We start from the raw sequence: 13,787 nt of genomic DNA, 5'->3' as shown, positions 1-13,787 counted from the left end.
TCATTAACTGAACAGGGGGAAAAATAATGATATCACTTAGTGAATTACTAGAAAAAACAACGGAAGAAAATGCATCGGATCTGCACCTAACAGTTGGTTCTGTTCCGGTTATTAGAGTTAATGGTCATCTAATACAAGTAGGAAAAGATAAATTAACTCCAGATGATACTGAAAATTACTCGAGAGAAATTTTAGAGGATGCCTATAAGGAATACTGTGAAATAGGAGAAATTGATACTTCTTACTCCATTTTCGGTCTTGGAAGATTTAGAGTTAATGTTTACAAGCAAAGAGGAAGCGATACTATAGCAATTAGAGTAGTTTCGTTAAAAATACCTACTTTGAAACAGCTAGATTTCCCAGAGGTTGTTAGGAACCTTACTACAAAACAAAGAGGATTAGTTTTAGTAACAGGTCCTACGGGAAGTGGTAAAAGTACTACACTAGCGGCTATGGTTAATGAAATAAATACTACTAGGGCCTGTAATATTATAACACTCGAAGATCCTATTGAATATTTGCATAAACACAATAAATCTATTATTAATCAAAGAGAAATTGGAAAAGACAGTAAGAATTACAAAAATGCACTAAAAGCTATACTTAGAGAAGATCCGGATGTTATATTAGTAGGCGAAATGAGAGATCTTGAAACTATTTCCATTGCTATTACTGCTGCTGAAACTGGGCATTTAGTTTTTTCTACGTTACATACCATAGGTGCTGCAAAAACCGTAGATAGAATAGTAGATGTTTTTCCTCCGTATCAGCAGCAACAAATTAAAGTTCAATTAGCTTCAGTAATGCAAGGAATCGTTTCTCAACAATTAATCCCTAAAATTAATGATGGAGGGAGAGCCGCAGCTCTTGAGATTATGATATCTACTCCAGCAATCCAAAACCTTATTCGAGAAGGTAAGACTCATCAACTACAGTCCTGTGTTCAGACTGGAGGAAAATATGGTATGAAAACTATGGACACGTCAGTTGCAGATTTATTTAAAAAAGGAATTATATCTAAAGATGATGCAATGACTTACTCAGTAGATACTGAAATGATGGTAAGAATGTTATCACTTTAGTGCAAAATTTAAATAAAGCTATAAGCATAGATAGACTATAGCTTTTAGCTTTATTTTCAATAATAATCATAAATTATAAAGGTTGCAAAAGTTCAATAAAATTACTGAACAAAAGATTGCATAATTTATATATTGCTACTATAATTACGTATAGGAGCAATTCAACTCTTTAATCATAAATTTAATATAATTTACTAATTACAAATTGAAATTATATATATTACTAAAAAAGCTTATAAATGTGAGAAATATTTAAATTTTTAATAAACATTTTAAATAATTGATTTAAATAAGAGGAGAATTTATTTTTTTGTTGAATATATAAACTTAAGGTTTCTCTTAGGAGAGGAGGATAGACTTAATGAATGAACATATAGTAGGAATTGATTTAGGATCTTCAAAAATATGTGGAGCCGTTGGTAAAATTAGTAGTAATGGACAACTTCAGATTATAGGCATTACATCAGTTGTATGTAGTGGTTTAAATAAATCAGTTGTAATTGATATTGATAATACAGCTGAAGCTATAAAACAATGTGTAACACAACTCGAGCGTATGACAGATACGCAAATCAGTGAAGGATATATATCATTACCTGGAGGTATTTGTGAACTAATAAGAAATACAGGAATGATTGCAATATCTTCTGAAGACAAGGAAATTAAACAGAGTGATATTGACAGAGTAATTGAAGCAGCTAAACTTATTTCAATTCCATCCGATAAAGAAGTAGTAGGTGTTGAGCCTGAACAATATATTGTTGATGGATATGACAATATTAAAGACCCTAGAGGAATGAGTGGATTAAGACTTGAAGTTGAAGCACAAGTTGTAATGGCAAAATCTACGGTAGTTAGAAATTTATTAAAAAGTGTCCAAAGGGCTGGGATTAAAATTAACGGTATAGTACTGGGGCCTTCAGCTATATCAGAGGCTGTGTTAAAAAAAGAAGAGAAAGACATGGGTTTAGCACTAGTAGATGTTGGATCAGCAACTGTTGATATATCTATTTACGAGAGTGGGAAATTAAAACATACTTCTATTGTTCCTTTAGGTGGAGATAACATAACCAATGATATCTCAGTTTGTCTTAAAGTTCCTTTTAGCGAAGGTGAAAGATTAAAACTTAAATTTGGGAGTTTAATTAAAGACAAAGAAACTGAGGAGGAGAAAATTAGAGTTAAGGATTCTTACAGTAATGTAATGGAAATTGATAACAATTTATTAGTTGATATAATTCAGGCTAGGGTAGAAGAAATATTACATTTAATTAAAAGAAACTTAATAAATAGTGGATATTATAAAGATCTTTCTGGCGCTGTTATAGTTGGTGGGGGAATATCCTTGTTTAGAGGTACTAGTGAACTAAGTAAATTCATATTGGATAAACCAGTTAGGATAGGCTCACCAGAGTATGTAGGAGCGGCTAGCCCTATATATGTTACCGCAGTGGGAATAGTTGTCCAAGCTGCAAATAATATTAAATTTAATAATAGTTTATCTGAGAAGTCAGATGAGCTCAAAATGTCAAAAAACCAAAATAAAAAGGAAAATAATAAATTTGCATCAAAAGTAAAAGATTTTTTTGCGGATTTTTTCTAAAAAGGAGGTATTGTTGTGCTAGATTTTGATGTTGATATTCAAGAATTTGCTCAAATTAAAGTAATTGGGTGTGGTGGCGGAGGAAACAATGCTATAAACAGAATGATTATCGAGGGACTTAAAAACGTGGAGTTTATAGCTATAAATACAGATAAACAGGCCCTAATTCTTTCTCAGGCTGTTCAAAAAATTCAAATTGGTGATAAATTAACTAAGGGGCTTGGAGCAGGTGCTAATCCAGAAATTGGTATGAAAGCAGCTGAAGAAAGTAGAGATGAAATTTCACAAGCAATAAAAGGAGCAGATATGGTATTTATTACCGCAGGCATGGGAGGCGGTACAGGTACTGGGGCTGCACCAGTGGTTGCAGAAATTGCTAAATCAATGGGAATACTTACTGTAGGAGTTGTAACAAAACCTTTTCCTTTTGAAGGCAGAAAAAGAATGATTAATGCTGAGATGGGAATAAAAACTCTTAAAGATACTGTAGATACATTAGTAACAATTCCTAATGAAAGATTACTAACTATGGTCGATAAGAAAACTACCTTAATGGATTCTTTCAAAATGGCGGATGATGTTTTAAGACAAGGTATCCAAGGTATATCTGATTTAATTACTATACCAGGTCTTGTAAATCTAGATTTTGCAGATGTTAGAACAATTATGTTAGCTAAAGGTCTTGCACATATGGGTGTTGGCAGGGCTTCTGGTGATAATAGAGCACAAGAAGCAGCAAAACAGGCTATTTCAAGCCCACTACTTGAAACTTCTATAGTTGGGGCTACGGGTGTACTATTAAATATAACCGGTGGTTTAGACTTAGGCCTTCTTGAAATAAATGAAGCTGCAGAGATTGTACAAGAAGCAGCAGATCCTGATGCAAATATCATATTTGGTGCAGTTATAGATGAAAGTCTAAAAGACGAAATAAGAATAACAGTTATTGCAACTGGGTTCGAAAGCGACAAAGTAATGCAAAATAAAACTGTACTTAGGTCTAAAGGAAAAGATACTATTAAGCCTATTGAAGAAGTTGCATATACTAAGGATTATGAAACTTCAGATTTAGAAATTCCTGCTTTTTTGAGAAGACAAAACAAGTAAGCCATATTTATTTTAATATGATCAATAAACAATAAAGTGCCTATATGGCACTTTATTTGCGTTTAATACAACTTTAGTTTTACAATGGACAATATTACATTTATGACAATAACAATTTAACTATAGGCATTCTATAGTGCTAGTTAGTGAAATTTAGAGAATATAGGTCGTTTTTTTTAATGATGTACTTAAAATAATATGGAAATTAGTGGCGGTTTATAAAAGAATAAAAATATATTTTTGTGGTAAAAAATGACAAAATTTTGATTATATAAGTTATATAATATATTTTAAAGGAGGAAGGACAAGTGATAATATATATAGATGTTCTTATACTAGTTAATTTTATAGTTAATCTATTCATATTGCATATCACTGTTCAAACATTAAGAAAAAGGGTAAACATTATGTGGATGTGCCTTTCAAGTTTTTTAGGCAGCTTATATGTTTTAACAGTAGTGTATCCAAAGCTTAAATACTTGTCATATATACCTTTTAAAATATTAATAGTCATTGTAATGATTTTAGTTGTTTTCAGAGAAAAAAATGTATTATTCAATATTAAGGCTTCACTAATCTTTATATTTTATTCTATTCTTTTAGCAGGAATGTGTTTTTATATTGCGATGAGTAACTCAAGTAACACATCATTTAATGTAATTGTAATTAATTTTCCTTATGAAAAATTAATGCTTTCAGTAATGATAATTTATATATTCATATATAGAATGGTTATTTTTATTGGGGATAGAAAAAAAATATCAACCCTTATATATACCATAGATATAGTGAATAAGAGTTATAAAAAAACAATTAAGGCATTTTTAGACACAGGAAATGAGCTTCGTGAGCCTGCCACTAATTTGCCAGTATTAATTGTTGAACGTGAAATGTTAAGTGAGATAATTCTAGAGAAAAATAACACCTACCACATTCCATATAATGTAGTAAATGGAATGAGCGGAAAACTTATAGGGTTTAAACCCCAGTATATCAATATTCATATTGATAAAAATATTGAAACAAGAGATGTAATTATAGCCTTTTGTGAGTATAAACTAAGCAAAGACAATGACTATAATGGTCTTATGTCTATAGGTATACTTAGTTAATACAATCAGTAAAGCTAATTAGTACCTCTTAATAATAGCGATAAGGAGGAAATTATGTTTAATTTTAATGTAGTGTTAAACAAGTTATTTGTTAAGCTCAAAATGTTTTCAAAAAATTTGTTTTATATTGGGGGGAATGATGCACTACCGCCTCCTTTAACTAAGGATGAAGAGGATGAATTAGTAGTTAGACTAGATACAGGTGACAAAAAGGTTAGAGCCACCTTAATTGAAAGAAATTTAAGGCTAGTGGTATATATAGCTAGAAAGTTTGAAAATACAGGTGTAAATGTTGAAGACTTGATTTCTGTAGGAACTATAGGGCTTATAAAAGCTGTTAATACATTTGATCCCGAAAAAAAAATCAAACTAGCTACATACGCTTCTAGATGTATTGAAAACGAAATTTTAATGTATCTTAGGCGAAATAGCAAAATCAAGACAGAAATTTCTTTTTATGAGCCGTTAAATGTTGATTGGGATGGTAATGAATTATTACTTTCAGATATTCTTGGAACGGATAGTGATGTGGTTTACAACGTTATTGAAGATGATGTAGATAAACAATTACTTTGCCTTGCTATGCAGAGATTAAATTCAAGGGAAAAGGAAATTGTTCAACTAAGATTTGGTTTAAATGGAGCCATAGAAAAAACACAAAAAGAAGTTGCAGACATTCTTGGAATATCACAATCCTATATCTCAAGACTTGAAAAAAGAATTATAAAAAGATTGAAAAAAGAAATTAATAAAATGGTATAAGGTTGTCTTTAGTATAAAAATTAAATCATAAGGCCATAATTTAAATGTAATTATTTTGAAGGGGATGATGACCTTATGATGATAAGTGAAGTAGAATTATGTAGAATCAATTCTTCAAATTTGCCAGTATTAAAAGATGAGGAAATGAATGAGTTATTATTTAAATTGCAACATGGTGATTTTGAATGTAAAGAAACATTTATAAAAGCAAATACAAAACTTATTTTAAATGCAATACAGCGCTTTGATGACGGGGGAGAAAACACAAATGATTTATTTAAGATAGCTTGTATTAGTGTGATGAATGCTGCTTATAAATTCAATTTAAGTCTAAGTGTTAGGTTTCCAACATATGCAGCTCCTATAATAATTAACGAAATAAGAAGATATTTAAGAGTTACTAACCCAATAAGAGTAAGTAGTTCATTAAAGACTATTGCATATAAAGCATTACAAGTTAGAGATATGTTAGTAGCTAAGAGTACTAAAGAACCTACTATATCTCAAATAGCAAAAGAATTAGACTTATCTAGAGAAGATATTGTATTTGCTTTAGATGCACTGCAAGAACGAAGGTATACAGTAGAAAGAATTAATCGAAACTCATTAGGAAGTGTGTAAAGGGCCCTCTAAATGGGCTTTTTTTTTCTGTAAACTTATTTTATAATACTAAATTTATAGTTTTAAGCTACACAATTTAAAAAAAAAGTTCAATTTTAAAATGATATTTTTAGATGCTATTGAATATAAATAATATATAGTATAACCAACTAAAAAATAGACTAGCCTAATGACTAGTTGTTTTAGAAAAGCAATTTTATAAAAATGTACAAGGAGGGAAAAAAATGGAAAGCTTAATGTACTCAATTAATAATTTAAGGCAGATGGAAATAATAGATATAAATTCAGGTTCTAAAATGGGATATATCAAAGATTTAAGAGTTGACTGTGAAGACTATAGAATTATTTCAATATTACTCCCAAGTATAAAGTCATCCTGGTTTAATAAGAATAATAGTATTGAGATACCTTGGGAAAAAGTGAAAAAAATTGGTGTAGACGTTATCCTTGTAGACGGTAGTGAGGTAAATATGGAAAATGAGTAATAACTATTTAATTTAATATGAAAAAGTGTATAATGATATTATACTTGCTAATTATACTAAGAAAAGAGCGTGAGGAGCATTGAAATGTCCATTTTGTAGCTGCGAAGAAAGTAAAGTAGTTGATTCTAGATCAACGGAGGATAATATTGCAATTAGAAGAAGAAGAGAGTGCCTAAGTTGTTTAAAAAGATATACTACTTATGAAAAAGTAGAAGACATACCTATTTTAGTGATTAAAAAAGATTTTAACAGAGAATATTTTGATAGAACAAAAATATTGAATGGTCTAATGAAGGCATGTCAAAAGAGACCAGTTTCTAGAATGCAAATTGAAACTATTTGTGATGAAGTGGAAAAACAGTTGAATAATGAAATGCTAACTGAAGTGAAATCTGACTATATTGGAGAAATAATCATGAGTATATTAAAAAATGTAGATGAGGTTTCTTATGTTAGGTTTGCTTCAGTATATAGACAATTTAAAGATATTAATACGTTTATGGAAGAGATAAGGAAATTAATGTGTAATGAATAAAAATGCCGTTCTGGCATTTTTTTTATAATTTTAAAAAAACAACAGTCTTAGTGAATCTATTAAATGAGGTGAAGTAGTGGAAATTGAAACTATCAATAATTATGAGTTTATAAAATTCGAATATGGTAATGCAGTGGTTTTATTTTCAACAGCAAAAGATGGCCTAAACTTTAATAAAAATACTGAGTGCGGATTACTAAATCTTAAAAGGATAAAAGAGCATTATAAGTTACAATCTGTTGGTTATCTAAATCAAATTCACAGTGACATAATTTTAGATTTTGATGTTGATATTAATACTAAGGATGGGGATGCACTAATAACAGATATAACAAAAACAGCTGTAGGTGTTTTTACAGCAGATTGTGTACCTGTTATTTTAGTAGATGTTAGTAAGGGAGTAATCGCCGCAATACATAGTGGTTGGAAAGGTACAAAGGCTTTAATTGTAACTAAAACAATTGAAAGACTGCAAGATACGTATGGCTCAATACCTAAGGATATAAGGGTTTTTATTGGACCTCATATCGGCGAATGTTGCTATGAAGTTAGTGGTGACTTAATAGAAGAGTTTACCAGTAAAGAGATTTATAACAATATTAAAATAAGTAATAATAATAAACTAGATTTGCAAAAGTGTATTTTGACAGAACTTGCACAGAAGGGTATTAAAAAAACTAATATTATCACTACCAATATTTGTACTGCTTGTAATAAACACTATGAATTGTATTCCTATAGATTTAGTGAAAATAAGTTAGGTAGAATGTTTTCTTTTGTTTATTTAAAGTAATAAACCGATAAAAAGATAAGGAGGGGTTAAATTGGCTGATGAAAAAATATTAGTTGTGGATGATGAAGAACATATACAGGAGTTAATTAAATTTAATTTAGAGAAAAATGGGTATAGGGTTATACTTGCTGATAATGGTATCGATGCTATAAATCTTGCGAAAGAACACTTGCCGCAACTTATGTTACTAGACCTTATGTTGCCAGGAATGGATGGATTGGATGTGTGCAAGGAAATTAGAAAAGATTCATCTATGTCAAATATGCCCATTATAATGATAACGGCAAAAGGAGAAGAGATAGACAAAATAATAGGACTTGAGCTAGGCGCAGATGACTATATTACAAAGCCATTTTCTGTGAGAGAATTAATTGCAAGAATTAAAGCTATACTTAGAAGAAGTACTATGCAAATAGTTGAAAAAACATTTAAAGTTGGCAATTTGGATATTGACTTTGGTAAGCATGAGGTTCTTAAAAGTGAAATAAAAATCGACTTAACATTAAAGGAATTTGAACTTCTGGAAATTCTAATAACTAATAAAGGGAGAGTTATGACTAGGGACTTCTTACTAGATAAAATATGGGGTTACGAATACGTAGGAGAGACAAGAACTGTAGATGTTCACATAAGGCATCTAAGACAAAAAATTGAAGATGATGATAAAAATCCAATATATATCCAGACTATTAGGGGTATAGGATATAGATTTAATTTTGGAGAATAATTATGAGGAAAAAATTAATGATATATTTATTAAGCACTGTGATTTTTATATTTATAGTAGTAACTACGTTATTTGTTTCTATTTTTAATTATGAATACCAACAAAACATGAAAGATAAGCTTGAAATGAATAATAATATGATAAGTAGCTTATTACGTAGTAATAATTTAATAGATCAAGAAAAATTTTTTACTGTTGATTTATCAGGTTCAGAATTTAGAGTTACATACATTAATAAGAATGGCAAAGTTATTTATGATTCAAATATAGATATGGAAACTATGGATAATCATAATAGCAGGGAAGAAATAATGGCAGCAAGAAAAAGCAGTAGTGGATATATAGTTAGATATAGTAACACTACTGAGAAGAATATGATGTATTTTGCTACGGCTTTTGATGACGGGTTTATTATTAGAAGTTCTATGCCTGTTAAAATAGTAAATAGCCTTAGCAGTAAATATTTTAAGTTTTACATCATTGCTATAATTTTTTCAGGAATGATGGCAATTTGGTTTTCTTATAAATTATCATATATTATAGTTAAACCTATTGAGGATTTAATCTTTATTACTTCAAGGATTACTAAGGGTGAATTTAGTAGAAGAGTTAAGATATTAACAAATGGCGAAATAGGAGACCTAGCCAAGAATTTCAATGAGATGGCAGATAAACTAGAGTTTACATTGAATGAAGTTACAGATAAGCAAAATAGGTTAGAGGCTATTCTTCAAAGTATGGACAGTGGTGTCATTGCAGTGGATAGAAACAATAAAGTCATAATGATTAATCCATATGCTAAAAAAATATTTGGAATAACAAAAGATATTATAGGACAAAATCTCCTTGACAATATTAGAGATTTTGAATTAGAAAGTATCTTCCATCAAAGTGATGATGATTATAGAGAAATAAAGATAGTTTGGCCACAGGAAAGAGAACTTAGGATAAAGACTGCGGATATAATTAACAGAAGCGAGCATATTGGTACTGTAGCTGTTGTCCAAGATATTACAGAAGTAAAAAAATTAGAGAATATGAGAACACAATTTGTTGCAAATGTTTCACATGAATTAAAAACTCCTCTAACATCTATTAAAGGGTTTGCAGAAACCCTAAAATATGTTGATGATGCTGATACCAAGGAAAAGTTCTTAAATATAATAAATGAAGAAGCTGAAAGATTAACTAGACTTATTACAGATATTTTAATACTTTCTCATATAGAACAACAAAAGGAGCTTAAAAAGGAAAAAATTGATGTTAATAGAATGGTAGAAGATGTTTACAATTTAATGAAGAACACGGCAGAAGTAAAAGGAATTCATTTATCAATACAGCAGGATAACCTAAAAACATTGATAGGTGATGCTGATAGGTTTAAACAAATGTTAATTAATTTAGTCGATAATGCGCTAAACTACTCAGAAACAGGAGATAGTGTTTATATTGGCACAGAGGGCAAAGCTGACGGGCTTATATTATGGGTTAAAGACACTGGTGTTGGAATAGCTGAGGAACAAACGTCACGTATCTTTGAGAGGTTCTACAGAGTAGATAAGGCTCGTTCTAGATCAAAAGGTGGTACTGGACTAGGACTTGCTATTGTTAAGCATATAGTACTTAAATTTGACGGCAAGATTTCTGTGGAAAGTCAGCTTGGAATAGGCAGCAAATTCATAATTGAAATTCCATATAGTAAATAGAAATATTAAAATAAACGAATAATATGTTATAATACAATTTAATTTGGCTAAAATATAAAAGGGAAGGTGATAATATGGCAAGGAAAGTATTTGAAATGAATCTTCAAGAGCTTCATAATGATTTAATTAAAATGGGTAGTATAGTAGAAAAACAAATTCATGACTGCATCAATGCCTTAGTACATCAAGATATTGAAAAGGCAGGGAAAATAATGAAGGATGATGACATTGTTGATTTAATGGAGAATGAAATAGAAGACAAAGCAATAAGACTCATTGCCATGCAACAACCTTTAGCCATAGATTTAAGAAATATTTTCACTACAACAAAGATAGTAACTGACCTTGAGAGAATGGCCGACCATGCTGTGGACATAGCCAAAATTACATTAAGATTAAAAGATGAAAAATATATAAAAGAGCTAATTGATATACCTAGAATGGCTGAATTAGTAATACTTATGATAAAAGATTCCTTGGATGCATATGTAGAAGGAGATGTTGAAAAGGCATACGCGGTTGGAAAACGAGATGATGAAGTAGACAATATATATTATGAAGTATTTAGTGAACTTTTGCAATTAATGGCTAAAGACCCAAGCACAATAAAACAAGCAACTCAATTTTTATTTGTATGTAAGTTCCTAGAACGGATTGCAGACCATACGACAAACATATGTGAATGGACGATTTATCTAGTTACTGGAGAAAGAGTTGATTTAAACGAATAGTTTTTAGAAAAAATACGGAAACTACAATTACAATAAATATATATTTAAAATATTGTAGTGGAGTAGTGATTATGAAAAAAATGAGTTTAAAAACGTTGGCCACAATTATCTGTATGAGTATAATAATTTTAGTCACAGGGTGTAAAAAAGATGCAAAGACTGAAGAGCAACAACCTAAAATCATTAAAATAATTTGTGAAGAAACAGTTTATCCCATGGTGAATGATTTAGCACGTGATTACAATTTAAATAATGAAACCGCAATTACTGTAGAAATTCTCGAGAGAGAAAATGCTTTTACTAAACTAAGCAATTCTGAGGTGGACATACTAATCGGATATGTTCAGCCGAATAATGAGAAAACTGAGTTTAAAATACTAGCTTCTGATGGTATAGGAATTATTGTTAATGCTAGTAATAAAGTAAATAGTGTGGGAACTCAGGAATTAAAAAAAATATATATAGGGAAAATAGTAAATTGGGTAGAGTTAAATGGCGAATCTCAAACCATAATACCTGTGTCATTTAAAGATTCTGTAAGTTCAGTGCAACAGCAATTCGATATAAAAATAATGAATACTCCTATAAAAGAACAAATGAGTAGCAGTATGAAGTATGTATCAAGTGTAGAAGAAATGAAAAATTTCATTGCTCAGAATAAAAACGCTATAGGATTTATACCGGGACAGTGGTATAATAAAGAAAGTGTATTTATAAAACTAAGTGGTATTGAACTTACTCTTTCAAATCTGAAAAATAAACTTTATCCACTGAGTTTTCCAATAAAAGCATATTACTCTAAAGATAAAAAAGATAATTTGAAAGATTTTTTTCAGTATTTAGAAAGTGAAGATGGCATTGAAATTATTAGAAAACATTGTATCGAAGCATCTTAATACCTCCTTCTTAGGAGGTATTTTTAGTCTGCAGTAAATGGTACATTTAAAGTATACTAAAAAACGAATACTGTCGATATATGCTTTTTTCTCCTTTTAAATGTTAATATCGTTGACTTAGGTAGTTAATTCATGTAATATATTTAATGGAATACTATAATTTATTATTGTATTATCTACTATTATGAATAGAATATTATATATTTAAAAGTGGAATTTAATTTTAATATAATATTACTAATTCCTCATAAAACCTTTTAAATAAAAGGTTATGGTTGAGTAGGAGGTAAAAATGAAAAACCAAATAGCTAAGATTCTCCCGGAAAGTATTGCAGAAGAAATTAAGCTTCAAGTGGGAGATCGATTAATTAGTATAAACGGCAATGCTGTAATAGACATTATAGATTATAAATTTTTGATTACAGATGAACTTATTAACATTGAAATTGAAAAGACAGATGGGGAAGTTTGGGAAATTGAAGTTGAGAAGGACTATGATGAAGATTTAGGGATTGAGTTTATTGATCCCATGTTGGATAAGCCAAAGAGCTGTCATAATAAATGTATATTCTGTTTTATTGATCAATTACCTCCTGGAATGAGAGAAACACTCTATTTTAAAGATGATGATTCTAGATTATCCTTTTTTCAAGGTAATTTTGTAACACTAACTAATATGAAGGAGGAGGACATAGATAGGATAATTAGATATAAGATAAGTCCTATTAATGTTTCAGTCCACACTACTGATGTAGAGCTTAGAAAGTTAATGTTAAACAATAAATTTGCTGGGAATGTTTATGATAGATTAAAGAGACTTTCTGAAGGCGATATAAAAATTAATTGCCAAGTGGTTTCGTGTCCTGGAATTAACAATGGAAAAGAGCTTTTAAAAACCATTGAGGATTTATATAAACTTTACCCCAATATAGAAAATTTAGCAGTAGTGCCAGTTGGGATAACCAAATATAGAGAAGGATTATTCAATTTAACATTATACGATAAAGCAACTGCGTTAAAAGAAATTCAAAGTGTAAAAGAATTACAAGAAAAATACACTAGTGAAATAGGATCGCCTTTTGTAAGGTTGTCTGATGAATTCTATGTTGTAGCAGGGGTTGATGTTCCGTGCGAAGAGTTCTATAATGGTTATGAACAATTAGAAGATGGCATTGGTATGATTAGACTACTTAGAAGTGTTATTGACGAAGATGTAGCTAACCTAAAACTAGATAATAGTGGGAGTTTTACATTTGTTACAGGTCATTCGGCTTATGCAGAAATGTTGAGTGTATCCAAAAAAATAACTTTAATTAATGATAAAATCAAAATTCAGGTAAAAAAAATACATAATAATTTTTTTGGAGAAATGATTACAGTAGCAGGACTTTTAACAGGAAAAGACATAATTCAGCAACTTGTGGATGAAAAGCTAGGGGAATATTTAATAATACCTAGTAATATGTTTAAAAGCGGATACGAACTGGGAAACAATGAGAAGCAAATATTCTTAGATAATATTACGGTAAGTGATTTAGAAAAAAGCTTAAGGACAAAAGTTTTAATATGTGATTATTCAGGAGAAGACTTAATCCATATAATAAACGAATATAGTCAGGAGGAATAA

14 protein-coding genes are annotated in these 13,787 nt (G+C 29.9%); all 14 read left to right on the top strand.

Annotated features, from left to right (window positions below; all coding sequences use genetic code 11):
- Positions 1-26: 26 nt before the first annotated feature.
- Positions 27-1,082, top strand: coding sequence for a type IV pilus twitching motility protein PilT (locus tag JJD95_RS01775; protein WP_291639750.1), 1,056 nt, complete (start codon positions 27-29; stop codon positions 1,080-1,082).
- A 361-nt stretch (positions 1,083-1,443) separates the two neighbouring features.
- Positions 1,444-2,685 (top strand): cell division protein FtsA, encoded by a 1,242-nt coding sequence (gene ftsA / locus JJD95_RS01770; protein WP_291639749.1) that lies wholly within the window; start codon positions 1,444-1,446, stop codon positions 2,683-2,685.
- A gap of 15 nt (positions 2,686-2,700) precedes the next feature.
- Positions 2,701-3,792, top strand: coding sequence for a cell division protein FtsZ (gene ftsZ, locus JJD95_RS01765; RefSeq protein ID WP_291639746.1), 1,092 nt, complete (start codon positions 2,701-2,703; stop codon positions 3,790-3,792).
- Between the two features lie 308 nt (positions 3,793-4,100).
- A complete protein-coding gene (spoIIGA, locus tag JJD95_RS01760; RefSeq protein WP_291639744.1) occupies positions 4,101-4,904 on the top strand; it encodes a sigma-E processing peptidase SpoIIGA in 804 nt (267 codons plus the stop codon).
- Between the two features lie 54 nt (positions 4,905-4,958).
- Positions 4,959-5,666: an RNA polymerase sporulation sigma factor SigE gene (gene sigE, locus JJD95_RS01755; protein ID WP_291639742.1), complete on the top strand. Its 708-nt coding sequence runs from the start codon at positions 4,959-4,961 to the stop codon at positions 5,664-5,666.
- A gap of 75 nt (positions 5,667-5,741) precedes the next feature.
- Positions 5,742-6,287, top strand: a complete 546-nt coding sequence (locus JJD95_RS01750; protein ID WP_291639740.1) for a sigma factor — start codon at positions 5,742-5,744, stop codon at positions 6,285-6,287.
- A gap of 224 nt (positions 6,288-6,511) precedes the next feature.
- A complete protein-coding gene (locus JJD95_RS01745) occupies positions 6,512-6,772 on the top strand; it encodes a YlmC/YmxH family sporulation protein (RefSeq protein WP_291639738.1) in 261 nt (86 codons plus the stop codon).
- A gap of 79 nt (positions 6,773-6,851) precedes the next feature.
- Positions 6,852-7,307 carry a transcriptional regulator NrdR gene (gene nrdR, locus JJD95_RS01740; protein WP_291639736.1) on the top strand — a complete coding sequence of 152 codons (456 nt, stop codon included), beginning with the start codon at positions 6,852-6,854 and terminating at the stop codon, positions 7,305-7,307.
- A gap of 76 nt (positions 7,308-7,383) precedes the next feature.
- A complete protein-coding gene (gene pgeF / locus JJD95_RS01735) occupies positions 7,384-8,100 on the top strand; it encodes a peptidoglycan editing factor PgeF (RefSeq protein WP_291639734.1) in 717 nt (238 codons plus the stop codon).
- 31 nt (positions 8,101-8,131) lie between these two features.
- Positions 8,132-8,827 (top strand): response regulator transcription factor, encoded by a 696-nt coding sequence (locus tag JJD95_RS01730; RefSeq protein WP_291639732.1) that lies wholly within the window; start codon positions 8,132-8,134, stop codon positions 8,825-8,827.
- A 2-nt stretch (positions 8,828-8,829) separates the two neighbouring features.
- Entirely contained in the window at positions 8,830-10,533 is a 1,704-nt protein-coding gene (gene pnpS, locus JJD95_RS01725; RefSeq protein ID WP_291639730.1) for a two-component system histidine kinase PnpS, read from the top strand.
- A 74-nt stretch (positions 10,534-10,607) separates the two neighbouring features.
- Positions 10,608-11,264, top strand: coding sequence for a phosphate signaling complex protein PhoU (gene phoU / locus JJD95_RS01720; RefSeq protein WP_291639728.1), 657 nt, complete (start codon positions 10,608-10,610; stop codon positions 11,262-11,264).
- Between the two features lie 71 nt (positions 11,265-11,335).
- Entirely contained in the window at positions 11,336-12,160 is an 825-nt protein-coding gene (locus tag JJD95_RS01715; protein ID WP_291639726.1) for a substrate-binding domain-containing protein, read from the top strand.
- Between the two features lie 292 nt (positions 12,161-12,452).
- Positions 12,453-13,787 carry a DUF512 domain-containing protein gene (locus JJD95_RS01710; RefSeq protein WP_291639699.1) on the top strand — a complete coding sequence of 445 codons (1,335 nt, stop codon included), beginning with the start codon at positions 12,453-12,455 and terminating at the stop codon, positions 13,785-13,787.

It is taken from the genome of Clostridium sp., assembly GCF_016650035.1.
Classification (GTDB): Bacteria; Bacillota; Clostridia; order Clostridiales; family Clostridiaceae; genus Clostridium_AD.
Note: the sequence above shows the minus strand (reverse complement) of the source record. Positions and strands in the feature narration are given on the sequence as shown.

Coding starts and splice junctions, on each gene's coding strand:
- JJD95_RS01775 (WP_291639750.1), top strand. CDS start 27: ATGATATCACTTAGTGAATTACTAGAAAAAACAACGGAAGAAAATGCA.
- ftsA (WP_291639749.1), top strand. CDS start 1,444: ATGAATGAACATATAGTAGGAATTGATTTAGGATCTTCAAAAATATGT.
- sigE (WP_291639742.1), top strand. CDS start 4,959: ATGTTTAATTTTAATGTAGTGTTAAACAAGTTATTTGTTAAGCTCAAA.
- JJD95_RS01750 (WP_291639740.1), top strand. CDS start 5,742: ATGATGATAAGTGAAGTAGAATTATGTAGAATCAATTCTTCAAATTTG.
- JJD95_RS01745 (WP_291639738.1), top strand. CDS start 6,512: ATGGAAAGCTTAATGTACTCAATTAATAATTTAAGGCAGATGGAAATA.
- pnpS (WP_291639730.1), top strand. CDS start 8,830: ATGAGGAAAAAATTAATGATATATTTATTAAGCACTGTGATTTTTATA.
- phoU (WP_291639728.1), top strand. CDS start 10,608: ATGGCAAGGAAAGTATTTGAAATGAATCTTCAAGAGCTTCATAATGAT.
- JJD95_RS01715 (WP_291639726.1), top strand. CDS start 11,336: ATGAAAAAAATGAGTTTAAAAACGTTGGCCACAATTATCTGTATGAGT.
- JJD95_RS01710 (WP_291639699.1), top strand. CDS start 12,453: ATGAAAAACCAAATAGCTAAGATTCTCCCGGAAAGTATTGCAGAAGAA.